This window comes from Tardiphaga sp., from assembly GCF_041424195.1.
Lineage (GTDB): Bacteria > Pseudomonadota > Alphaproteobacteria > Rhizobiales > Xanthobacteraceae > Tardiphaga.
Genome location: NZ_JBGMOE010000143.1, coordinates 16,642 through 41,001, shown reverse-complemented (window position 1 = coordinate 41,001; position 24,360 = coordinate 16,642). Strand labels below are relative to the sequence as shown.

Genomic DNA, 24,360 nt, shown 5'->3' with positions numbered 1-24,360 from the left:
TGACCACGACGGCTTCGCGCCTCGATCGCAATTGGGTGCCCCGCGTCGCCGCAGTCGACATTATTTCGCCTGAGTGCGACGAACGCCCGGCCAGATCGTCGTCCGCTGCGGGAGGTCGTCGAGCGGTCTGGCGCGATGCTCTCGGGGAAGAAACGCCTCGCGCGCAAACCCCGCAAGCCGGTCGTCCTGGGTGATGCTTGCTGGCTTTGCGTTGGCCGGCTCCGCCGGCCTGGTGCCGCTGAAATTCTGCTTCAGTTTCGCCATCGGACTTTCGAGCAGATAGTAGGACAGGATCGACAGGCCAAGCGTAATGCCGAAAGCAAGCGCGACCTGGAGGATCGGTACCTTGGCGCCATGGATCGCGGCATCGTTGAGGCCGAGATAGAACAACACCGGCAGATGGAACACATACATCGCGTAAGAGAGATGGCCGAGCCCGCGGAACAGGGACAGCGACAGGATCGCCGTCATCACACGTTTGATAATGCCACGATCGAACACCAGCGTAGCGACGAAGGACACGCTCACCATCGAATAGGCGATCAGCGCAAGGGTCCAGTAGACTGGTTGCGAGGTGATAATGCCGAGGTCGCGGCCCCTCCGGTCAATCACAAGGATCACCACCGCTGCGCCCACGAGCGCTGCACAGCGCCAACCGCGCAGCGGCCGGTTCTCGAATTCGCGCACTGCCAGCCAGCCGCCGAGCGACAGCGACAGCATGCGGGTAAACAGCGACATATAGACGAGGTCGCCTGCCTCTCGCGAGTCGTGATTGATGAACAGCAGCGCCATCAACAACCCGCTCGCCACTGCCAGCAGCGGGATTACCCGGCCGGTCACGACATTGAGCCAGGCCGGCGCCACGATGAGGATCAGCATCGGCCAGAAGAAATAGAACTGCTCCTCCACCGACAATGACCAGGTGTGTTCCAGCGGGTTCGGCGCCCCATGCAGCGGGTGATAGAAACTGAACGTGTAGGTCAGAAGGCTCAGCGTCTCCGCGGGGCCTAATCTAAAGATGAAGTAGCAAGCGAAGATCGTGAGATAATAGACCGGGAAGATGCGCAGCGCCCGGCGCATATAGAAATCCTTGAAGGAAATGCGACCGGTTTTGGCTCGCTCGCGCAGCAGCAAACGCGTAATGAAGAAGCCTGAGATCACGAAGAAGATATCGAGCGCGATATAGCCCACGCGTGACAGCTGGTTGACATACCAGATCGCATTATAGGCGCTGCTGTCCAGTACCTGCGGGCAATGGGTGAACACCACCACCACCACGCCGATTCCCCGAAAGCCGTCGAACGCCGGAAATTTCTCCAGCCGCTTGGCGATTCCTGCATTCCCTGACATTGCGATCTCCCCGTTTGAACCGGGGGGTAGCAACCGCGTGAACATCGAAAGTGAAGGCGATTTACCTATCTACCACCTCAGGCGAAATGTTCGGGCTTAACCTGAATGCACGGCGACGGGGGAGCGTTAGGGTTGACGACATCGCGTCGATCACGGCGCATGAGAATTCTCTCTGAGACACCAGCGCCGCTTACGGTCTGTTAAGCATCTGGGAACAGGCTGGGAACGATTGAAATTGACTCAACTTGTATCGGCAAGTGTGAGGGCAGAAGATGACCAGAGTTCAGTATCTCAGGGACCAGGCGATGCGCGCCGAACGGTTGGCAAGGACCATTCTGGATGCCGTCACTGTTTCGCGACTGATCGAAGCATCGCACGAGTACCGCCAGGAAGCCGATCGCCTCGAGCAACGCGAATCGAGCGATCAGGCCTCGACGATGTGGATGCCTCACTGACGCACGAGTGCGGGAGGCATGGAACATCGATTGCCATTTGCCCGGCAAGAAAGAAGGCTGAAAGCCGCCAACCGCCGCCTTGAGAACCAGCTGTTGACGAGCAGTCGAGACGTTCACAGACCAAGTGCAAGTGAACGTTCGCTTTGCGTGGCGGGTTCAAACGGCCGGTGCAGCACTCAAATCTCGTAGCAAAGATGGGCGCGAGTATGAAATGGTGGCGTCGCATTCGCTACTCGGCAGCTCGGCACTCCGAGAGCCGGGAGGCCGGTGAGCCGATGACTTCGATCGGCCGCCGATTTGATAGAAATTGCCCCTGGGGGGTCAACCCTTGCCTCATAAACCTGGATGCAACAAAGCAAATTCCTGGTCATAGGTAGCGTATGACTCCTTGAGCGTGGCCAGATTGAGCAGCATGGTGGCCACGAGCGCGTCTGAACCATCGAACACCGCGGTGCGCACCCACAGGCTTTCGGTGCGCCTGCTGCCGGACATGGCGACGACCTTGCGTTCGATCCGATAGTCCTCGCCGACGAACAATGGCCCGCGCAGCAGCCGGATTTCCTGATCGGCGAACAGGCCCACAGCCGGCCCCTTGACCGGCAGGCGATCCTTCTTGCTACCGTGCTGAAACAACACGCTGAGCATCTCGACCGGAATGATCGCGCGTCCCCATGGCGAGGCGCCTGCGCACTCGGGCTCATAATATGGCGAGGGCTCGGTGATCACCTTGAGCTTCTGTTCCAGCGAGAATGGATAGAGCTCGCCCATGTTCTGATCGAAATCCATCCGAACGGTCTGCGACGCAGTGGTCATGCCGAGCTTGATGTCGCGCAGGATTACCGCATCATTCAACGGCTTCAACTCGGTGAGCCGGATATCCAGCGCGGAGGCCGGCGCATCACTGCCGATCGACGCGCTGCCACGCAGCACTTCGGTGCCGTCGCGTTTCATCATTCGGATCGTGGCGTAGTTGCCGCCGTCGGCCGGCTTCTCGACGATGGCCTGCACCTCTTCGCCTTCGAAGGCGGCGGCGCGGTAGTGCGCCGAGATACAGCCGGTCTCAAACCATTCCTTGCCCCACAGCCGCTCGCAGAGCGGTGCAAACTGGCTGAAATGAGTCGGACCTTCGATAGTGCCGCCCTTGAAGCCCAGCTTCTGCGCAGTGGCGTCGTCATGGATGGAGGCGTGCGAGTCGTAGGTCTGCGCATGCAGCATCTGACGCGGCTGGCGCCATGGGCCGACGAACATATTTTCGCTATCTTCGATCAAGGTGTCGAAAGCGGCTGATGTCATTGACGTTTCCTCGAAAAATGCGGTCTATCGACGCTTGCGCCGGTGTTGTGGCTACCAGGTGTCAACGCAGGGACGCTTGCGGCCCTGTCGTTGCGGCGGCTTCGGCACCGAGCGCAGGCCGGCCATCACCCAGCGCCGCGTCTCGGCGGGGTCGATGACATTGTCGATCTCGAATACCGAGGCGATCGAGGTTGCCTTGCCGTTCGCATAGAGCTCAGCGACCTTGTTCTTATAATAGGTCTCGCGCTCGACCGGATCCGCAATCGCCTCCATCTCCTTGCGGAAGCCGAGCCGGACGTAGCCTTCCAGCCCCATGCCGCCGAATTCGCCAGTCGGCCAAGCCGTTGTGAAGAACGAGGCGTGAAAACCGCCACCGATCATCGACTGCGCGCCGAGCCCATAACCCTTGCGCAGCACGATGCCGAATAGCGGCACCGTGATGCTCGCGCCGGTGACGAACATGCGCGCGACATGGCGCACGATCGCAGTCTTCTCGGCTTCCGGCCCGACCATAAAGCCCGGCGTGTCGCACAACGACACGATCGGAATGTCGAACGCGTCACAGAGCTGCAGGAATCGCGCCGCCTTGTCGCCGGCCGCCGCATCGATGGCACCGCCGAGATGCTTCGGATTATTGGCGATGAGGCCGAACGGCTTGCCCTCGATGCGGATGAAGGCCGTGATCATGCCGACGCCGAAGTCGCGACGGATTTCCAATACAGAATCCTCGTCGGCAATCAGATCGATCACATTACGAATGTCATAGACGCGCAGCCGGTTCTCCGGGATTGCGCGACGCAACAGCCGCTGATCGGGCGCGCGCCACTCCGTGACGGCACCCTGGAAATAGGACAGATATTTTTGCGCGGTCCTCGTCGCTTCCTCTTCGTCCTCGACGAGGATATCGACAACGCCATTCGGCGACTGGAAGGATACCGGCCCGACTTCGGCGGGATGATAGACGCCGAGCCCGCCGCCTTCGATCATCGCCGGACCGCCCATCCCGATCGAAGCATTCCTGGTGGCGATGATGACATCGCAGCAGCCGAGCATCGCGGCATTGCCGGCGAAGCAATAGCCGGACACGACGCCGATGACGGGGACCAGCCCGGACAGCTTGGCGAATTGCACGAAGGACGGACCGTCCAACCCGGTCAAGCCGAGCCGGTCGGTATCGCCGGGACGACCGCCGCCACCTTCGGCATAGAACACCAGCGGCATTTTCCACTGTTCGACCAGCGACAGCATGCGGTCGATCTTCTTGTGGTTCATATGACCCTGGGTGCCGGCCAGCACCGTATAGTCATAGGAGATCACCATGCAGCGCGCTTCGTGATCGCCGAATTTCGCTGCATTGACCGTGGCTGTGCCGGCGACGAGGCCATCGGCCGGCGTATTCTTGATGAGATCGTCGAGGGCGCGCCGCCTCCGCTGGCCGGCAATGGCGAGGCTTCCGTATTCCATGAAGGAGCCGTCATCGACGAGTTGCGCGATGTTCTCACGCGCCGTGCGCTGATTGGTCTTGCGGCGACGCTCGACCGAGGATGGCCGGTTTTCATCCAGGGTGTTGCCCTGGCGAGCGATCAGTTCGGCAAGGTCGGGACGAATGTGATCGAGATCGACATCCGCTTCTTCCGCCGCTGCATCGCCAGCGACGTCCTGCGGCTCGATATAAAGAATGGGCTCGCCCTGCATCAGCGTGACGCCGTCAGCCGCCGCGATGCGAGTGACACGGCCGCCCTGCTCCGCCGTCACCAGATGCTCCATCTTCATCGATTCGATGATGGCGAGCTGCTGGCCAGGACGTACAACGTCGCCCTCGGCCACCGGGATCGACACAACGGTCCCCTGCAGCGGCGCCGCGACCGGTACCGATCCTTCCGGTACGGGTGTCGCTATGCCAGCGGATGTGGCCGACTGCGCAGACTGGCCGAGCGCGTCGAACAGCGGCTTTCCGGGGGTCTGCGCGGCGCCGACCAGCTCGGCAACATTACGATCGATGAAACTGGTGCTGATGCGATTGGCCTGGAAATCGGCATTGGCGAGGATCGCCTGCATGAACGGAATATTGGTGGCGACACCTTCGATGCGGAATTCGCGCAGCGCCCGCGAGCCTTTTTTGATGACGTCCGGCCATTTCATCGGCGTATGGACGATGACCTTGGCCAGCAGCGAGTCAAAAGCCGCACTGGTCCTGTAACCGGCATAGCCAAACGTATCGACGCGCACGCCGGGCCCCGATGGCGGCTCGAAAACCGCCAGCGTGCCGCCGGTGGGCTTGGTCGCTCCTGACGCGTCCATGGTTTCCATATTGATGCGGAGCTGCATGGCGAAGCCGCGCGGGCTCGGCACCGAGGCCTGATCGAGGCCAAGTGACGCCAGCGTGGCCCCGCCGGCGACCGCGAGCTGCGACCGCACCAGATCGACCGATAGCACTTCCTCGGTCACGGTGTGCTCGACCTGCAGCCGCGGATTGGCCTCGATAAAGGCGAAGGCGCCATCGCCCTCGCCGGCCTCGCCATCGACCAGGAATTCGAACGTGCCGAGGCTGTCATACCTCGCCTCTGCCGCGAGATTTTTGGCGGATTCAACGATGCGGCTGCGCAATTTATGTGACAGCGACGGACTCGGCGCCACTTCGACCAGCTTCTGGTTGCGGCGCTGGATCGTGCATTCACGCTCCCAGAGCTGGCTGATATCGCCGTGACGATCGCCGATGATCTGCACTTCGATATGACGGGCATTGCGAATGAGGCGCTCAACATAGACGCCGTCGCTGCCGAAGGCCGCCTTGGCTTCCGACTGGCAGCGCGCATAGGCCTCGTCGAGATCCTCCGCACGCTCGACAACGCGCATGCCGCGGCCGCCGCCGCCAGCCATGGCCTTGATCATCACGGCAGCATTGCTACCGAGCGATGTAAAGAACGCTCTTACCTCATCAAGCGTCGAGGGGCCGGTGGTGCCCGCGATGATCGGTACACCACAGCGCTTGGCGAGTTGCTTGGCCGCGACCTTGTCACCGAACAGCTGCAATGCCGCGGGTGACGGGCCGACAAAGGTAATGCCCTCTTCGGCGCAGCGGCGGGCCAGATCGGCGTTCTCGCTGAGGAAGCCGTAGCCCGGATGCAGCGCATCGCAGCCGGTGGCCTTGGCGGCAGCGATCACGCCGTCGATGTCGAGATAGGCACGCGCACCACGGCCGGGGATTTCCGTGGACTGGTCGGCGATCCGTACATGCAGCGACAGCGCGTCATCGGCTGGATAGATCGCGACGGTGGCAAGACCTGCATCAGCCGCGGCGCGCGCGATACGAATGGCGATCTCGCCGCGATTGGCGATCAGCAATTTGCGAAAGGACATCAAACTCTCCGTGAACAATAGACGCGATCCGGGGCGGCATTATCCACACCCGGGGCCATGTAACGTTTCGATTTACTGCGGCGCGTTGGCGTCGAGTTCCTGCTTCTTCACCTTGCCGGTGGCAGTCATCGGCAGCGCGTCGATGATGCGGACCTCCGGTACCTTGTAAACGGCCATTCGTTCGGCGCACCACGCCTGCAGCTCAGCAGGCGTAACGGTGCCGATCTCTTCCGGCTTGAGCTGGATGAAGGCAACCGGCACTTGCCCCTTGCTGGCATCGTCGCGACCGACCACGCCCGATCCGAGCACCTTTGGATGCTGGCCGAGCAGCGCCTCGATTTCCGGCGGAAATACGCTCATGCCCTTGACCTTCAGCATTTCCTTGCGGCGGCCGAGGAAGTGCAGGAAGCCGTCGGTATCGATGGTGCCGATATCGCCAGTGCGCAGCCAGCCGTCGATCAGCGACTCCGCTGTCGCTTCCGGCTTATTCCAGTAGCTCTTGAGCAGCGACGGCGTGCGGACGCGGATCTCGCCCTCGCCGCCAAGCGGCACCAGCTCGCCGGTTTCGAAATCGGTGATCTTGAACTCGGCACCTGGCACCGGAAGGCCAACAAAGATCGGCTGCGACAGCAGATCGAAATCATCATCCTGGAAACCGGCCGTAAGGGTGTTGGATGTATGGGTCTCGGTCATTCCCCACGACGCTTCGGTCAGGATCGTGCCGGTGAGATCCTTCCAGCGCTTGCGATAGGCCGGATTGAGCTTCTTCACAAAGGATACGACGCGCACCTGGCTGAGCGACGAGAGGTCAAACTCCTTGAAGCGCGGGTGATCCATCAACTCGACGGCGCCATCCACCGGCATCGCGGTGACATTGACCTTGTAGTGATCGATTGCCGACAGTGCCCCGATCGCATCCCAGCGCGCCAGCAGGACAAGTGTTGCACCCGTAAACATCGGGAAGATCAGGCCGAAATTCTCGCCGGCAATCCAGAACTCCGGGAAGAACGACATAAAGACGCTGTCTTCATTGGCAACGACGGAGATGCCGTGATTGGCGGCGGCCGTATAGACCATATCGCGCTGGGTGTGTACGCAGCCCTTCGGCATACCGGTAGTGCCACCCGTGTAATTCAGCGCGGCGATATCATCGAGCCCGGCCGGCGGCAGCGGCTTTGGCGCTGGCAGTGCAGCCAGCGCTGGCAGTAAATCGGTCGCACCGGGGATGGCAATACGCGGCGCACTGATCGAGTCCGGAACGGGAATGGTCGGCTTGGCCGGAAGCACATCCGCGAAACTGGTGACAATCACCTCGCGCAGCTTGGATTCGCCCCGTACCTGATCGACCACCGGTGCCAGTTGATCCAGCGCCACGATGACTTCGGCGTCGGTATCGTTCAATTCGTAGGACAGTTCGAACGCGCGCGACAACGGACTGACCGGCACGTGAATAGCGCCAAGCTTGAGGATGCCAAAGAATACGATATGGAATTGCGGGCAGTTCGGCAGGAACACCGCGACACGGTCGCCCTTGCGGACGCCCTTCTCCATCAGCAATGCCGCGAAGCGATCACTCTGCGCGTCGAGTTCGGCATAAGTGGTGACGTGACCATAGAAAATCACCGCAGGCTTTTCAGGATTACGCCTGGCCCAGGCGCGCAGATATTCGGTCAGCGCCACCTCCCCATGCAGATATTGCGGCTTGTTCGGCGTGCCCTTCGGCCAGGCCTTGGCCCACAGCTCGCGCAGCCTGGCGAGATATTCAGTTTCCTTGGCGCTTGCGGTCATCACCGTCTTCCTTGTTCTTGGTCTTGGTCAATTGCGTTTCATGGTTGGGTCGAGCGCGACGCGCAGCGATTCACCCAGCGTGTTGAAGGCCAGTGCGGTAAACAGGATGGCGAGGCCGGGCGGATACATCTGCTCCGGCGCGATCTCCATGTTCTGATAGGCACGCGCCAGCATCCCACCCCAGCTCGGATCCGGCGGCTGGATGCCGAGACCGAGAAAGCTGAGGCTGGCTTCGGCCAGCAACGCGCCCGCAAGCAACAGCGTGACCTGGACGATCACCGGCTGGATCGAATTCGGCAGCACATGACGCCAGAGAATGCGTTTGGTGGAGCCGCCAAAGCAGCGCGCAGCATCGACATAGAGTTCGTTGCGCACCACCAGCGTGCGGGCGCGCACCAGTCGTGCCAGCTGCGGCGCGAACACGATGCCGACCGAGATCATGCCATTGGTCAAACCGATGCCGAGAGCGCCGGTGACCGCGATCGCCAGCACGATGGCCGGAAATGACAGGAAGCTGTCAATGATGCGGCTGATCACGGCATCGACCCAGCCGCCGAGATAGCCGGCGAGGATGCCGACCGGGACGCCGATCAGAACAGCGATCGTGACGGCAAGAAAACTCGCATAGAGCGACGCCATGCCGCCATAGATCAGGCGGCTGAGCGTATCCCGGCCGAGATCGTCAGCACCAAGCCAATGTTGAGCCGACATGGTTGCCAGCGCGGCATCGAGATCCTGAGCGGCTGGCGCGTATGGCGAGATCCACGGGCCGAGGACCGAGATCACGAACAGCGCGAGGAGGAAGGTCAGGCTGAACGCGCCACGTAGATCGCTGACGAACCAGCGCACGAAACCCGAGAAACGTCCCGGCGGGCGCTCGGGCGCCATCACAGCATCGGTCATGACGAGATCCTCGGATCGAGGACGCTATAGAGAATGTCCGTGAGCAGATTGAGCGTGACGACGATCAGCACCATGGTGAACACCACGCCCTGCACCACCGGGAAATCGCGGTTCATCGCCCCGTTGACGATCAGGCCGCCCATGCCGGGGATCGCGAACACGGCCTCGACCACTACGGTCGCGGCCAGCATGCGGTTGGCCAGCAGGCTGACCACAGTGAGCAGATTGACGCTGACATTCTTCAAACCGTGCCGCCACAGGATCGATGACGGCGGCAGGCCCTTGGCATGCAATGTGCGGACCTGCTGTGACGACAGGATCTCGACCAGCGAGGACCGCAATTGCCGCGCGACCTCGGCAATACCGCCCGATGCAAGTGCCACAGCTGGTAAAATGGCATGGCTGAGCGAGGCCCAGGGGTCCTTCATCAGCGACACCGCACCGGTGGCCGGCAGCCAGTTCAGCTGCAGCGAGAAGAACGCCACCAGCAACATGCCGAGCCAGAAATTCGGCACGGCGACACCGAGTGAGGCGATGGCCATGACGAAACCGTCAATCCACGAGCCGGGCTTGGTCGCGGCAGCAATGCCCAGGGGAATGCCGACAAGCATGGCCGTCAACAAGGCGAGCACAACGATCAGCAGCGTATGCGGCAGGCAGCGCTGGATCGAGGTCAGCACCGCTTCATTTGAAATCAGCGAGTTGGAGAGATCGCCATGCGCCGCCTTCCAGAGCCACGAGCCGTATTGCAGGAAGAACGGCTGATTCAGGCCGTAAAGCTCGCGGATTTCAGCGATCCGCTGATCAGACGCATTGTCGCCGGCAAGCGTCACCGCAACATCGCCCGGCACCAGCTTGAGCAGACCGAACACGATGAAGGTCGACAGCACCACCACCGGGATCGATTGCAGCAGGCGACGACCGATAATGCGGAGACGTCCGGAATTAGACATGCGTATATCATACCCGTTGAGGGCGCCGCGATGATCGCGGCGCTGGTTGTCATGTCGGAGAGTTAGCCGAGAGAGATGTTTTCGAATTTCGGCTTGCCGAGCAGATTGGGCTTAAAGCCCTTCACCTTGGCCGACAGCGCATCGAGTTCAAACTGGAACGCAAGCGGCGCCGACAGGGCGTTCTCCACCGTGAACTTCTGGATCTTGGCGAACACTTCGGCGCGCTTGGCGAGGTCCTCGCTGATGCGGCTCTCCTGGATCAGCTTGGAGAGCTCGGGATCCGCGGTACGGCCGGCATTGTAGTAGGCGCCTTTATCGAAGCCGAGCGCATAGGTCATGCTCGGATCCGGACGACCGGTCCAGGCCGATACCAGCAGATCGAACTTCTTCTCGGTGGCGAAGAACTGCGCGCTGATTTCAGCGATGGTGCCGCGGGTGAATTTGAGGCGGATGCCAGCCTTGCCAAGCTGATCCTGAATCACCTCGCCACGTCGCACCGAATCCTGGTCGGTGTAACCGCCGATGGTCAATTCGAGACCATCCTTGTAGCCGGCTTCGGCGAGCAACTGCTTCGCCTTTTCCGGATTGTTCGGATACATCCCCGCGACGTCCTTATTGAACGCCCAATGCGAGCTCGGCAGCGTCATCCGTGCCGGTTCGCCAAGTCCGTTAAGGGCCGCCTTGACGAATGCATCACGGTCGAGCGCAAAATTGATCGCCTGACGGACTTTGATGTTGTCGAGGGGCGAGCGGGCATAGTTCAAGTAGAGCTGGATGCAATACAGGGTTGGCGACGTGACCGTCTCCAGATTCTTGGCGCGCTCGATCACCGGCTTCAGCCGCGCCGGCAGCTGGAATGCCATGTCGTTCTGGCCGGCAACAACCGAACGCAATGCCGTGGCATTTTCCGGGATGATATTGAATTCGATACCGTCCAGATAAGGGCGGCCCGGGCGCCAGTATTGGTCATGGCGCGTCACGACGATGATCTCGTTGTCGTTCCAGCGCACGAATTTCCACGGGCCCGCACCTACCGGCTTGCGATCAGTGTCGTTGCCGAGCGCCTTGATATTGGTCGGCGACACCATCATGCCGGCACGGTCCGACAGAATGGCCGGCAGCGCGGTGTCGGGGTTTTTCAGCTTCAGCGTGACCTGCAGCGGACCGGTCACTTCGACCGCTTCGACGCTGGAGAGGTCGGGTTTCACGTTAGAGCGCTGGTCGGTGCGGTTGCGCTCAAGATTGAACTTGACGGCTTCGGCGTCCATCGCCGTACCGTCATGGAATTTGATACCCGTGCTGATATCGAGCACCATCGTCTTCGGATCGGGGAACGACCACTTCGCCATGCCCGGCTTCGGCTTGAGCGTCTCGTAATCCCATTCGACGAGCGTGTCATACATGGTCCACAGGATGCTGTGGTCTGAACCCGCGCCGCCGGTGGCCGGATCGAGCGACGACGGATTGGCCGGAGCGGCGACTTTCAGCACGCCGCCCTTCTTGGCCTCCTGCGCCCAGGCCGGCAGGCCGAGCGCGCCGGTGGCGGCGACGCCGCCCATCAGCGCCAGGATGTCGCGACGACGCAACACGCGTTTGCCCAGATCGATTGTGGTCATTTGAAATTCCTCCCGGTGATTATGATGCGCCATGCGCTTTTTGATTGTCTGGCGGCGGCCCGTCGGCGGTCGCAAAATGACAGGCGACGCGGTGTCCCGGCTTGACGTCGCGCCAGGCCGGCACTTCTTCTGCGCAGCGCGCCTGTACTGACGGACAGCGCGTGCGGAAGCGACAGCCGGATGGCGGCGCTACCGGACTCGGAATCTCGCCTTCGAGAATGATGCGACGATCGACGCGCAGATGCGATGGCAACGGCACGGGCTCTGCCGAAAGCAGTGCTCGCGTATAGGGATGCAGCGGATGTCCGACGACATCCTCCGCGGGACCGAGTTCCATCAGCTTGCCGAGATAAGTGACGGCGATACGGTCCGAGATATGCGAGACAACGGAGATGTCGTGGGTGATGAACACATAGGTCAGGCCGAATTCGCGCTGCAGATCCGCAAAGAGATTGAGCACGTCGCCGCGAATGGAGACGTCGAGCGCCGCGACCACTTCATCGCAGACAATGACCTTTGGCCGTAGCGTCAGCACGCGCGCGATATTGACGCGCTGCTTCTGGCCGCCCGAGAGCTGGTGCGGATAGCGATCGGCGGCCTCCGCTGCGAGACCGACCCGTTCCAGCACCTCGATGCCGCGGCGGCGGCGCGACGCGTGATCACCCTCTCCCATGATCTCCAGCGGCTCGACCACGCTGTCGATGATGGTCATCCGCGGATTGAGCGCCGCGTTGGGATCCTGGAAGATGATCTGGTAGTCGCGGCGGTGCTTGCGGAAAGCGCCGGTGCCGAGCATCGCCGGATCCGTGCCGTCATGCAGAATCTGGCCGTGGCTCGGCGGCAACAGCGACACCAGCGCGCGGCCGAGCGTGGTCTTGCCCGAACCAGACTCACCGATGATGCCAAAAGTCTCACCGGCGCGGACCTCGAAGTCCATGCCGTCGATGGCCTTCACCGTGTCGCGGCCGTCGCGCGTCGGGAACAGGATGCGCAGATCGCGCACCGCGAGAATGCCGCTATCGCTATTATGGTTCTGCGTGGAAGACATCAGTTCACCGCTCCCGGCAGCACGAGTTCCGGGGCACGCCAGCAGCGCGCAGTACGGCCGCTTTCGATCTCGACCATTGGCTGGCTCCGCTCGCAGCCCGCCACGGCATGCGTACAACGTGATCGGAAGCGGCAGCCGACCGGCATCTCATTGGGCGATGGCACACGACCCGGGATCGAGGTCAACACGCCGCGGCGCTTGCTGAGGCCAGGCAACGAGCGCAGCAGCCCTGACGTGTAAGGATGCCGTGGCCGCGTCAGCACATCGTCTACCGGGGCATCCTCGACGACTTCGCCGGCATACATCGTGATCATGCGGGTACAGGTTTCGGCGACGACGCCGAGATCATGGGTGATGAAAATCAGCGCAGTCCCGGTGCGCTCGCTCAACGAACGCAAGAGGTCCGTGATCTGCGCCTGCACGGTCACATCGAGCGCGGTGGTCGGCTCGTCGGCGACCAGCAGCTTCGGCTTGCAGATCAACGCCATCGCAATCATTACCCGCTGGCGCATGCCGCCAGAGAGTTGATGCGGATATTCGTCGCAGCGGCGTTCCGGCGCGGGGATGCCGACTTCACGCAGCGCAGCGATAGCGCGCTCGCGCCCTTCCTGACGGCTGACCGGAAAATGGATGCGATAGGCTTCGCTGATCTGGTCACCGACCGTGAAGACCGGATCGAGCGCACTCATCGGTTCCTGAAAAATCATCGCGATCTCGCGGCCGCGCACGGCGCGCATGCGCCGCGGCGACAGCGTGGCCAGGTTGATCCCGTTGAACAGGATATCGCCCTGGATCCGCGCCGATTGCGGCGGCAGCAGGCGCAGCAGCGACAGACCCGTGACAGTCTTCCCACAGCCGCTCTCACCGACCAGACCAACGCGCTCGCCCGGTGCAATGGTGAAATTTACATTCCGGGTGATCGACAATGCGCCGCGCGCCGTCGCGAATGACAGCGAGAGATCGCGCACTTCGAGCAAAGGCGGCTGCGACGCAGTCACCTGCGCTGCGCCACGCGCCCGCTCCGTCGACCGGGCCGATATGTCGATCAAGTCAGTCATCGCGGCACCGCGCGCCGTGGCCGGCCGAAACAGATGGGCGGCGCAGGCAGGTGCACGACAGCGAAATGCAGCCGCAAACCGAAATCTGCCGGGATGTTGCCGGTCGGACATGCGCCGATGCGATTGATGTCGCCATCTTCACCTCCCTTGCATCCCGGTCTTACGCCAGGACGTTCCATCGCGCTCCGGCTTGGGCCGGTATGTGCGCAGCGACGGTCGCCCCATGAGAGACGCGCTATTGTCAATTGTCAACAATTGACTTCTGCGACACATCGGCTTTTATGACAGCTGACAGCGCATAGGCGCATCGACAGGAGGGTGTCATGGCGGCGGTACTTCGCAGGCCATCGACTGAGACGGAAAATGACGTCGAACGGAAGTTTGCGCCGCGCACGCTTCCCGATCAGGTTGCGGAAGAGCTCGGCGCCGAAATCGTGTCCGGCCGTCGCAAGGCGGGCGAGCGATTGGTCGAACTGGATCTGGCGCGCGACTTCGGCGTCAGCCGTGGCCCCATCCGTGAGGCAATTCGCATTCTCGAACGTCGACGACTCGTCGACATCTTTCCGCGGCGCGGCGCCTATATCAGGCCGCTATCGCTCAAGTCAGTCGCCGATCTGTTCAATGTCCGCACTGCGCTGTCGATGCTGGCGGTGCGCACCATGGCGACATCGCCGGTCGAAAGCTTTATCGATACGCTGGCGCGCCGTTGCGACGAGTTGAAGGCGCTGGTCGAGAGCAACGATCCCATGAGCTTTGCGCGTACCACTACGCGCGCCGTCAAGACTATCGCCCGCGGTTCGGGCAACGATCTACTCGTCGAACTGCTCACCGATCTCGCCAATCAGACGGTGTGGGAAACCATCTGGAAAACGCCGCTGGACTATCAAACCCGCGACATCAGGATGCTCAGCGCCGACCTGATGGCATCCACGCTGAAAGCGATCCGGCAGCGCAGGCCGAACGCGGCGGTCACACATCTCGGTCAACTGCTGGAAGGCGACCGCGACCGGGCTCTGGCCACCCTGTCGCGCATCCGCGGTGAAACGTTTGACCTGACCGCATTGTCGCACAGCGATGAATACGGCGGCTTGCCGGTCGACACGGCCCTCAGCAAGACGATCCTGCGCGCCTGAGCCGACCCCGCTCCCGCATGGGCTGCTGGCGGGTTCGACGAGCTACGCGATCGGTCCAGAACAGGTTGCGAGTGCGCCTCATCGCTGACGCGCACCCGACAATACGCTGCCCTAGACCGCGTCCTTCACCACTTTCAGCGGCGAAGCCTTGACCGACTTGCTGGCAGGCTTAGCGGCAAATTCCATCGGCTCCTTGGTGAACGGATTGACGCCGCTCCGTGCTTCGGTCGCCGGTTTGTTGACGACGGACATCTTGACGAAGCCGGGAATGACGAATTCGCCGGATTCATTCAACTCCTTGTATCCGACGGTCGCCAGATGGTCGAAGACCGACTTGACGTCGTTCTTCGAGATCTCGCTGGCCTCTGAAATCGCTTCGATAAGCTGCGCTTTGGTCATTTTAGGCATCGGAAAGTTCCTTCTGATTCGCTGGGCGCACATTAGGAACTCTCGCGAAGATGTAAAATCACCGCTGCGGGGGGCTCTGTATAACTTCCATGGCGGACGGTATTGAATGCTTCCGCCCGTCTGCGCGTCACTTGTCTTCGACACCACGAAGGTTCGTGTCTATAACTGGCGCACAGCCATCCATTCGAGATGGCGCATGAATGCGATCATCGCATCGGGAGAACGACAACAATGAAGACGGCATATGCAGCCCGCCAGACGCCCTACACCCTTGCCCCCGAAGACACGCTGAACGACCTGCGGATGTCGGAGCAGGTCCGGCCGCTCTACGACCATGTCCGCAAGTTCATCGCCACGACCGTAGAACCGATGTCGCACGAGTTCTATCGTGCCGGCGAGAAGAAGACGGACCGCTGGTCGTTCACAACGGAGCAATTGGAGATTCTCGGCAAGGCCAAGAACAAGGCACGGGAAGAAGGCCTCTGGAACTTCTTTCTGCCGGATGCCGAAACCGGCGAAGGCCTGAAGAATCTCGATTACGCCTACATCGCGGCCGAACTCGGCAAAAACCCGCTGGCCTCGGAGACAATGAACTGCTCGGCGCCGGATACCGGCAACATGGAAGTTATTGAGCGCGTCGGCACAAAAGAGCAGAAGGAAAAGTGGCTGAAGCCGCTATTGGCCGGCGAGATCCGCTCGGCCTACGCGATGACCGAGCCGAATGTCGCCTCGTCGGATGCGAAGAACGTCTCCACCTCGGCCAAGCTCGTCGGCGACGAGTGGGTGATCAACGGCGAGAAGTATTACATCTCCGGGCTTGGCGATCCGCGCTGCAAGATCATGATCGTGATGGTGAAGACCAGTCCCGACGCCGCGCCCAGCAAGCAGCAGTCACAGATCCTCGTCCCCGTCGACACGCCCGGCGTGGAAATCATCGGTCCCATGCATGTGTTCGGCCACGACCATGCGCCCCGCGGCCACATGCATATGCGGTTCAACGATGTGCGCGTGCCCAAGGAAAACATCCTGCTCGGCGAAGGGCGGGGCTTCGAGATCTCGCAGCTCCGCCTCGGCCCCGGCCGCATTCATCATTGCATGCGCACCATCGGCAAGGCCGAGAAAGCGCTCGACATGATGGTGGCGCGCGGCCTGACGCGCGAAGCCTTCGGCAAGAAAATCGCGCATCTCGGCGGTAACCTGCAGATCATCGCGCAGGCACGTTGCGAGATCGAGGCCATGCGGCTGATGGTGCTCAAGGCTGCGAAGGCCATGGACGTGCTCGGCAACAAGGAAGCGCGGATCTGGGTCAGTATGGTCAAGGCAATGGTGCCGGAGCGCGCCTGCAAGATCATCGATCAGGCGATCCAGATGCACGGCGCCACCGGCATCTCGCAATGGACGCCGCTGGCTGAAATGTACACCGACGTCCGCCATCTGCGCTTTGCGGATGGGCCGGACGAGGTTCACTGGATGGTCGTCGGTCGCCACGAATTGACTCTCTAACATCCAGCCGGCTGCCGTTGGACCAACCAACGGCAGCCGGCAAACCAGCGGGACTCCGCCGCTCTTATTCGACTTTGCGTACCTCACAGGCAGCGCTGCCGTGCGCGACATTGGGTTCGGTGAACGTCGCGCCGATGGAGGCGTGATAGCTGGCCACCCAGCCGCTAGACAGTAGCCGTGGCAGCGGCGATCCCGGCGGCGGCGCTACAATCACTGCACGGCATCCGGACCGAAGTGATAGCAGGCTGCGCACGCAAAAAATGTCGGGAACCGCGCTCGACAGGCTGGCGGCCAACAGCGCACGATGGCGAGGCGCCGGCCTCCTCCACTGCGCTTATCCCTGTCGGCGCAGGAAGCCGGTGATCGTTACCGTTTGCCAGATGCCGGCGGCGAAGAACGGATCGGCGTGATGAAACCTTTCGACAGCCGCGCGCTCCGCGGCCTCGACGAGAAACAGACTGCCGATCATGGTCTGGCCGTCATCGGCTGTCAGCGGGCCGGACATGACGATGGTCACACCATAGGCCGAGGTGTCGGACAAAAAGGCCTTGTGAGCTTCGTAGTGAGACAAGCGCTTGTCGAGCGCCCCGGCATGATCGACGGCATGAATAGCAAACAGCATATGTAGCTCCTGGAAAGCAGAAGACGGCCGCCGATCTGCGGCGACCGTCCTTAAGTGTCGAAGATATTACTTGGTGCCGAGCTTCGCAGCCTCGTCCCAGCTCGGACAGGTCCGCGATTCCAGCGGAACGTCGTAGGGCTGATAATTCTCCTTGCCGATCACCGTCGGCTTGAGAACGATCTCATTGATCACCGGCTCGTTCCGCAGCGACCGAATGGCGATCATCATGCCGAGACATCCCTGCATGAAGCCATTATAGTCGCCACTCGCCAGCAACTTCCCGGCCTTGATCGCGTCGATCGCCTCCTTGGTGCCATTGACGCCGATTACTTGTGCCTTGCGGTTGGCGCCATCGAGCGCCTCAATCGCGCCGATCGCCATCGCGTCGTTGGCAGCCAATACGCCGTCGATCTGGGTGTTCGACTGCATGAGATTCTCCATGACCTGAAGCGCCTGCAGCCGCTGATAGTTGCCCGGCTGCGACGCAAGCAGTTTGGCCCCCGGGTTTTCCTTCAGGGCATCATTGAAGCCGCGGACACGGTCGATGCTCGTCAAGGAACCTTTGACACCCTCGATGATCACGAAATTGCCTTTGCCGCCCAGTGTCTTCAGCAGATAGCGCCCGGTCTCGAGACCGAGGCTGTAATCATCGGCACCGACAAAGGCGACGAACTTGCCGCCGGCGGAACGATCCGTCACGTTCACAACCGGAATCTTTGCGTCATTGATCTTCTCGACGCCGGGGACCATCGCCTTGTAGTCCACCGGGATGAAGACGATCGCCGACGGCTTCTTCACCACCACGTCCTCGATCTGGCTGAGCTGCTCCGGAATGCTGTCAGGCTTTGTCGGGATATAATGCAGCGTCTTTGCCTTCATCGCCTTCGCGGCCGCGTCGGACCCGACCCGCACGGTCTGGAAATATGGATTGGTCTGGTTTTTCGTAAACACCGCGATCGTCTCACCGTCGGCGAATGCGTGGGATGAGAGTGATGTCGTCAGGAGCAGTGCAGCAAGCGCGCCATAGGCTTTTTTCATAGTCGTTCCCTCCGTTATGTTTTTGAGATCGAACACTTACGCCGCACGGCGCCGTGTTTTCATATCCAGCCATACTGCCAGAATGACGATGACGCCGGTCACCAATGGCTGCCAACTCGCGTTGACCGACAACAGGTTCATGCCATTGAGGACCAGGGTCAAAATGAGTGCGCCGACGAACGTGCCAAACACTGTTCCAAGGCCACCGAACAGCGAGGTGCCTCCGATCAGAACCGCGGCAATCGCTGGAAGTGTCAGGCTTTCGCCGATGTCGGCCTCGGCTGAATTGAGCCGCGCAAGAAAGATGATCGAGGCGAGCCCCGCCATCGCCCCCGACATTGTGTAGACCAGCAGAAGCCGGCGAGCGACGGGAATACCCGACAATCGCGCGGCGACCGGGTTGGCGCCGATGGCATAGATTTCCTGTCCCCACGTGGTGCGCTGGGCGAAAATGGTTCCGATGGCGAGGAACACCAGCAGTAGATAGACCGGGATCGGAAGACCGAGAAAATAGCCACTGCCGATCTGACGAAAGCCAGCCGGAAAGCCATGCATGGTCTCGCCTCCCATATACCAGTAGGTGACGCCGTGTAGCACCCACAGCATGCCGTAGGTCGCAATGAAGGATGGAATCCGCAGCGCCGTCACCATCACGCCGTTCAGCATTCCCACTGCCCCACCGACGCCGATGCCCGTCAACACCCCCAGGGTCGGCGATCCCGTCTGGTGGATCACCGTTCCGGAAATACAGGCGGAGATCGCGACATTGGCGCCGATCGAAAGGTCGAGGCCACCTGTCAGCACCACCAGCGTTAGACCCGACGCAATGAAGAACAGCAGGCTCGCCTGACGCAGGACGTTGAGGATGTTGCCGAGGCTGAAGAACGAATTGGTCAGGATGGTCAGCGCCGCACAGATCAGAAATGCTGCAAGCAGGCGATAGAACACCTGGATCATCTCGTCGGAGAGCAACATTCTGCCGCCTGTGATCGGCTTTGAGATATCGGTCATGATCGGCTCCGCAATCCATCGACGAACAACGCTGCAATCACCAGCAAGCCGACGCTTGCCACCTGGATCGAAGACGGCAGCGCCAGCAGATTCAATCCGTTGCGCAGCACACCAACGGTAACCACGCCAAGCAAGGTACCGAGCAGCCAACCATTGCCGCGCTCGAACGACGTGCCGCCGACGGCGACCGCGGCAATGGCATCGAATTCAAGACCGAGGCCAGCAGTCGGATGCCCGGAGTTCATGCGCGCTGTCATCAGGAGACCGGCGAGGCCGACCATGGCGCCCCCCAGTGCGTAGACCAGGATCAGCAAGCGACGCGCAGAGATGCCGGCGAATTTGAGCGCTTCACGGTTGCCCCCGAGCGCGAAAATATAAGTCCCGAAACGCGTGTGGTAGAGCAATCCGTGGAAGGCAAGGTAGCTTCCCAGCGCCAGCACGATCGGAAGCGGAACGCCGCCGAGCGTTCCGGAATAGACGCCCCGAACGGCGGCCGGCATGCCGACAACGCTCTGGCCATCGCTGACGATCAGCGAGAGCCCTTGCGCCATCCCGAGTGTGCCCAGCGTGGCGACAAAGGGGGGAATGCCGACAACGGCGACCAGCCAGCCATTGATCGTCCCGAATGCGACTCCAACAGCCAGAGCCGCAAGCAGGCCGAGCAGCAACGAGCCAGTGGCCAAAGCGACGATGGCCACGATCAACGAGGTCAGCGTCAAGACCGCCCCCATCGACAGGTCGAGACCTTCGGTCATGATGATCAGCGTCATCGGCAGCGCCAACATCAACAGGATCGTCGATTGGACGAGCACGTTGGAAATGTTCGGCACCGTCAGGAAGCCCGGCGTCATCAGGCTGAAGACGACACATAGCAGCACCAGCATGACGGCGACGCCGGGAATCCGCTGAAGCGGATTGGTGTTCACTACCATCGCTTGTTCACGCATGATGCATCCCCAGCTTCACGATGTTTTCCTCACTCAGTTCGTGGCGAGCCAGTTCACCCGCGATCCGCCCGTCGCGCATGACATAGGCGCGATCGCAGACGTGGCAGATTTCCGCCTGTTCCGACGAGATCATCAGCGCAGCGGCACCATCCGCGACCAGCCGGTCGATGAGCGCGAAGATCTCGGCTTTGGCTCCGACGTCGATGCCGCGTGTCGGTTCGTCGAAGATGAACAGCTTGGCGCCGGCCGCCAGCCATTTACCGATGACGACCTTCTGCTGGTTGCCGCCGGACAGAAGACCCACGGCCTGCTTGTCCGATGGCGTCGCGATCCTCAACTGCCGGATCAGATCGTTGGCGACGTGCCTGGATCTCCCCTGGTCGAAGAGACCACGTGGAAAAATCTTGCGTAGCGCGGAAACGATCAGGTTGTCTCCGACGGAGCGGATCAGAGCCAGACCTTCGGCCTTGCGGCTCTCCGGAATCAGCGCGAGCCCCAGTCTGGCCGCTTCGTCGGGACCACCGGACTTTTCCCGGCCGCCGAACAGGATCTGTCCCGCCGTCGCCTTGTCGGCCCCGAAAATGGCCCGCACCACTTCGGTGCGCCCCGAGCCGACAAGCCCGCACAGCCCGACGATCTCGCCCTGCCGCACCACCAGGTCGATGCCCGCAATGCCGGAGGCAGAGGCGAGACCCTTCACTTCGAGCATGACCTTGCCGGGGGCCTGGGCGAAGGTCCGCGGGTAGCTCATATCGACACTGCGACCGACCATCATCCGGACCAGATCGTCCGACGACACGGCACCGGGTCTCACCTCGTCGATCCGGCGCCCGTCGCGCAGCACCGTGATGCGGTCACCGAGCGAGAACACCTCCGCCATGCGGTGGGAGATGTAGATGATGGCGACGCCGTCCGCCTTGAGCCGCGCGATCAGCGCAAACAGCAATTCCGTCTCGCGATCGGACAGCGCCGCCGTCGGCTCGTCCATCACGAGAATTCGCGCGTTCTGGCTGATGGCCTTCGCAATCTCCACCATCTGCTGCTGGGCAACGCCCAGCTTCTCGATCCGGATTGACGGGTCGATGTCGAAGCCGATCGAATCCAGCACGCGCCTGGCATCGGCCAGGATTTGCTTGCGATCGATGGTGCCGGGAACACGTCCTGCCGGCTCACGCCCGAGAAAAATATTCTGGGCAATGTCGAGATAGGGAACGAGCGAGAATTCCTGGAAGATGACGGCGATGCCGAGCTTTCGCGCATCGGCCGGCGACGCGATCTCGACTGCCTCACCGTTGTAGTGAAATGAGCCGCTATCGGCACGATAGGCCCCGCACAGCACCTTCATCAGACTCGATTTGCCGGCTCCGTTCTCGCCGAGCAGCATGTGCACCTCGCCGGGCCAGACCGAGAACGACACATCATCGAGCGCCTTCACTCCCGGGAAGTCCTTGGAGATGCCGCGCAGTTCGAGCAGTGGTGGTGGAGACTGAGCGGGCACGGCGCGCGCTTCGGATTGTTCGGCAAGCATCATGACTGCACCGCCATGTTGGGCAGGAATATCTTTCCGGGATTCATTATTCCCTTCGGATCGATCGAGGCCTTGATGCCACGCATGATATCGACGGCATCGCCGAGTTCGCCCTGAAGGAATCCGATCTTGCCGGTGCCGATGCCATGCTCGCCCGTGCAGGTGCCTTCCATCGCGATCGCCCGCGCCACCAACCGCGCATGCAGTGCCTTGGCGCGCGCGACTTCGTCGGCATTGTCCTGATCGATCAGGATCAGCAGATGGAAATTCCCGTCGCCGACATGGCCGACAACAGGCGCAATCAGTCCGTTGGCATCGATGTCGCGACGTGTTTCGGTGAGACATTCCGTCAGCCGCGAGATCGGCACGCAGACATCCGTGATCATGGCCTTGGCGCCTGGCTTCAGGCTCAGGCCGGCATAGAGCGTGTTGTCACGGGCATGCCACAGCTTCGTCCGCTCTTCCGCCGCACGCGCCCATTGGAAGCCCTGGCCGTCATGTTCGGCGGCGATCGCCTCGGCCAGTTCGGCCTGCTCCGCGACGCTCGCCTCGGTGCCGTGGAATTCGAAGAACAGTGTCGGCGCCTCGTGATAGCCCAGCTTGGAATAGCCATTGATGCCGCGCATCATGACCTCATCCAGCAGTTCCATCCGGGCGACCGGGATGCCCGACTGGATCACTTCGATCGCGGCATCGATCGCCTGGTCGAGCCGCGCGAAACTGCAGACGGCGGACGAGATCGCCTGCGGCCATGGATGCAGCTTCAGCGTAATTTCGGTGATCACGCCGAGGGTACCCTCGGAGCCGACGAATAGCCGCGTGAGATCGTAACCGGCTGACGATTTGCGGGCGCGCTGGCTGGTGCGGATCACTCGCCCGTCGGGCAGCACGACTTCCAGCGCCAGCACATTGTCCTTCATGGTGCCGTAGCGAACGGCCATGGTCCCGGAGGCGCGCGTCGAGGTCATGCCGCCGATCGACGCATCGGCGCCCGGATCGATCGGAAAGAACAATCCGGTGTCGCGCAAATGCGCGTTGAGCTGCTTGCGGGTGATGCCAGGCTGCACGACGACATCGAGGTCCTTGTCATGCACCCGGAGCACGCGGTTCATCCGCGCAAAATCGATACAGACGCCGCCAGCCACCGATGCCGCATTGCCTTCGAGCGAAGTGCCTGCGCCGAACGGAACGACCGGCATGCCGAGTTCGCCGCAGAGTTTCACGATCTCGGCGACTTCCTGCGTGGTTTCCGGAAACACCACCACATCCGGCGGACGGCTGGCGTGATAGGCCTCGCTCCGGCCGTGATCATCGAGCACGCCGCGCGCGATCGTCGCGCGCGCCCCTATGATCTCGTTGAGACGGACCACGGCCGTCTCGGCGCTCACTGGCGCTCCCATGGCATCCTCCCCTTCCAGATCAGCGCTCAGGCTCTGCGGCCCTTGATGCGCATTGTTAGCTAGACAGCATGCGCCTTGTTGGCGTCTGGCTTCAAACCGAAATCGTAGTTCAAATGATAGTATGGCGTGTTCTGCATGCGCCCGTCGGGAGCTTCGCCAGCATCTTTCCGGACGAATTCGCGAATGAGCGTATCCTTGACGCCGAAGACGACATCGGAGTCGAGATACTTGTCGCCCGCGACGAACACATGGGTCACCAGTTGCTCGAAGCCAGGCGCCGAGATCATGAAGTGCACATGGGCAGGCCGCCACGGATGACGCCCCTGAGCCGTGAGCATATCGCCGACCGGCCCGTCATGCGGGATCGGATAGGCTGCCGGCTTGATCGACCAGAACCGGAAACGGCCCTCGGCATCGGCATGAAACCGCGCCCGCATCGCCAGATCGCCGATTTTGTCGAGCTGCTGGACGTCATAGTAACCGTCGTCGTCCGAGTGCCAGACGTCGATTGTGGCGTTTGCGATCGGCTTGCCGTCCGGTGTCGAGACCGAGCCTGTCACGATCATCGGATCGCCCTCCATGCCGCCGGAGATGTCATCGCCGAGTTTCTTCTCCGGGGCCGCCTGGACGAAGAACGGCCCGAGTACGGTCGTGTCCGTCACGCCATCCTCGGCGCCATGATTGATAGCATCGACCAGCATCGACACGCCGAGCGTATCCGAAAGCAGGATGAACTCCTGGCGCTTATCGTCGCACATATGACCGGTGCGCGTCAGGAATTCGATGCCCTGCTCCCATTCCCGCTGGGTCGGCCGAACCTCCCGGATGAAGGCATGCAGATGGCGGACCAGCGCCTCGCTGATCTGCCTGATCCGCGGCTGTCCGGCATCCGTGATGCGATCCAGTACGGCGTCGGTAATGGTGTTCTCGTTGAAATTCCGCATGG

General features: G+C 61.7%; 20 protein-coding genes. 3 read left to right on the top strand and 17 right to left on the bottom strand.

The genetic code is table 11. The annotated features are described in order from the left end of the window. Positions 1-60: 60 nt before the first annotated feature. Positions 61-1,350, bottom strand: a complete 1,290-nt coding sequence (locus ACEK02_RS19055) for an acyltransferase family protein (protein WP_371423139.1) — start codon at positions 1,348-1,350, stop codon at positions 61-63. A gap of 305 nt (positions 1,351-1,655) precedes the next feature. On the opposite strand from ACEK02_RS19055, the gene ACEK02_RS19050 reads away from it, so the two are divergent. Next, a complete protein-coding gene (locus tag ACEK02_RS19050; RefSeq protein WP_371423138.1) occupies positions 1,656-1,805 on the top strand; it encodes a hypothetical protein in 150 nt (49 codons plus the stop codon). A 333-nt stretch (positions 1,806-2,138) separates the two neighbouring features. Here the strand turns inward: ACEK02_RS19050 and ACEK02_RS19045 are convergent, their stop codons facing one another. The 8 genes from ACEK02_RS19045 to ACEK02_RS19010 all read right to left on the bottom strand — a co-directional run bounded on the left by ACEK02_RS19045 (position 2,139) and on the right by ACEK02_RS19010 (position 13,824). After that, positions 2,139-3,098 carry a hypothetical protein gene (locus ACEK02_RS19045; RefSeq protein ID WP_371423137.1) on the bottom strand — a complete coding sequence of 320 codons (960 nt, stop codon included), beginning with the start codon at positions 3,096-3,098 and terminating at the stop codon, positions 2,139-2,141. 51 nt (positions 3,099-3,149) lie between these two features. After that, positions 3,150-6,458, bottom strand: a complete 3,309-nt coding sequence (locus tag ACEK02_RS19040) for a carboxyl transferase domain-containing protein (protein WP_371423136.1) — start codon at positions 6,456-6,458, stop codon at positions 3,150-3,152. Positions 6,459-6,530: 72 nt separating this feature from the next. Beyond that, positions 6,531-8,246 carry an AMP-binding protein gene (locus ACEK02_RS19035; RefSeq protein WP_371423135.1) on the bottom strand — a complete coding sequence of 572 codons (1,716 nt, stop codon included), beginning with the start codon at positions 8,244-8,246 and terminating at the stop codon, positions 6,531-6,533. Positions 8,247-8,273: 27 nt separating this feature from the next. After that, positions 8,274-9,149 (bottom strand): ABC transporter permease, encoded by an 876-nt coding sequence (locus ACEK02_RS19030; RefSeq protein ID WP_371423134.1) that lies wholly within the window; start codon positions 9,147-9,149, stop codon positions 8,274-8,276. Beyond that, positions 9,146-10,102, bottom strand: a complete 957-nt coding sequence (locus tag ACEK02_RS19025) for an ABC transporter permease (RefSeq protein ID WP_116662736.1) — start codon at positions 10,100-10,102, stop codon at positions 9,146-9,148. The genes ACEK02_RS19030 and ACEK02_RS19025 overlap by 4 nt, the downstream gene beginning before the upstream one ends. Positions 10,103-10,164: 62 nt before the next feature. Continuing rightward, positions 10,165-11,718, bottom strand: coding sequence for an ABC transporter substrate-binding protein (locus ACEK02_RS19020; protein ID WP_371423133.1), 1,554 nt, complete (start codon positions 11,716-11,718; stop codon positions 10,165-10,167). A gap of 19 nt (positions 11,719-11,737) precedes the next feature. Continuing rightward, the gene (locus ACEK02_RS19015; RefSeq protein ID WP_371423132.1) at positions 11,738-12,766 is read right to left on the bottom strand and encodes an ABC transporter ATP-binding protein; all 1,029 of its coding nucleotides are present in this window, start codon (positions 12,764-12,766) and stop codon (positions 11,738-11,740) included. Further along, positions 12,766-13,824, bottom strand: coding sequence for an ABC transporter ATP-binding protein (locus tag ACEK02_RS19010; protein WP_371423131.1), 1,059 nt, complete (start codon positions 13,822-13,824; stop codon positions 12,766-12,768). Before ACEK02_RS19010 ends, ACEK02_RS19015 begins: the two co-directional genes overlap by 1 nt. Before the next feature lie 323 nt (positions 13,825-14,147). Here ACEK02_RS19010 and ACEK02_RS19005 point away from each other — a divergent pair, with 323 nt between their 5' ends. Next, a complete protein-coding gene (locus ACEK02_RS19005; protein WP_371423130.1) occupies positions 14,148-14,957 on the top strand; it encodes a GntR family transcriptional regulator in 810 nt (269 codons plus the stop codon). A gap of 111 nt (positions 14,958-15,068) precedes the next feature. Here ACEK02_RS19005 and ACEK02_RS19000 read toward each other — a convergent pair whose 3' ends face one another. Continuing rightward, complete coding sequence (locus ACEK02_RS19000; RefSeq protein ID WP_371423129.1) at positions 15,069-15,365, bottom strand: HU family DNA-binding protein; 297 nt, start codon at positions 15,363-15,365, stop codon at positions 15,069-15,071. Positions 15,366-15,596: 231 nt separating this feature from the next. Between ACEK02_RS19000 and ACEK02_RS18995 the strand changes: the two genes are divergently transcribed. After that, positions 15,597-16,868 (top strand): acyl-CoA dehydrogenase family protein, encoded by a 1,272-nt coding sequence (locus ACEK02_RS18995; RefSeq protein ID WP_371423128.1) that lies wholly within the window; start codon positions 15,597-15,599, stop codon positions 16,866-16,868. Positions 16,869-17,202: 334 nt separating this feature from the next. Here ACEK02_RS18995 and ACEK02_RS18990 read toward each other — a convergent pair whose 3' ends face one another. The 7 genes from ACEK02_RS18990 to ACEK02_RS18960 all read right to left on the bottom strand — a co-directional run bounded on the left by ACEK02_RS18990 (position 17,203) and on the right by ACEK02_RS18960 (position 24,358). Then, on the bottom strand, positions 17,203-17,490 hold the full coding sequence (locus ACEK02_RS18990; protein WP_371423127.1) for a YciI family protein: 288 nt from the start codon (positions 17,488-17,490) through the stop codon (positions 17,203-17,205). 66 nt (positions 17,491-17,556) lie between these two features. After that, a complete protein-coding gene (locus ACEK02_RS18985; protein WP_371423126.1) occupies positions 17,557-18,528 on the bottom strand; it encodes a sugar ABC transporter substrate-binding protein in 972 nt (323 codons plus the stop codon). Between the two features lie 36 nt (positions 18,529-18,564). Then, the gene (locus tag ACEK02_RS18980; RefSeq protein ID WP_371423125.1) at positions 18,565-19,539 is read right to left on the bottom strand and encodes an ABC transporter permease; all 975 of its coding nucleotides are present in this window, start codon (positions 19,537-19,539) and stop codon (positions 18,565-18,567) included. Beyond that, positions 19,536-20,486 (bottom strand): ABC transporter permease, encoded by a 951-nt coding sequence (locus tag ACEK02_RS18975; protein WP_371423124.1) that lies wholly within the window; start codon positions 20,484-20,486, stop codon positions 19,536-19,538. The genes ACEK02_RS18980 and ACEK02_RS18975 overlap by 4 nt, the downstream gene beginning before the upstream one ends. Further along, complete coding sequence (locus ACEK02_RS18970) at positions 20,479-22,017, bottom strand: sugar ABC transporter ATP-binding protein (protein ID WP_371423123.1); 1,539 nt, start codon at positions 22,015-22,017, stop codon at positions 20,479-20,481. The genes ACEK02_RS18975 and ACEK02_RS18970 overlap by 8 nt, the downstream gene beginning before the upstream one ends. Beyond that, positions 22,014-23,414 carry an FAD-linked oxidase C-terminal domain-containing protein gene (locus tag ACEK02_RS18965; protein ID WP_371423122.1) on the bottom strand — a complete coding sequence of 467 codons (1,401 nt, stop codon included), beginning with the start codon at positions 23,412-23,414 and terminating at the stop codon, positions 22,014-22,016. The genes ACEK02_RS18970 and ACEK02_RS18965 overlap by 4 nt, the downstream gene beginning before the upstream one ends. 59 nt (positions 23,415-23,473) lie before the next feature. After that, on the bottom strand, positions 23,474-24,358 hold the full coding sequence (locus ACEK02_RS18960; protein ID WP_371423121.1) for an intradiol ring-cleavage dioxygenase: 885 nt from the start codon (positions 24,356-24,358) through the stop codon (positions 23,474-23,476). Between the last annotated feature and the right edge of the window lie 2 nt (positions 24,359-24,360).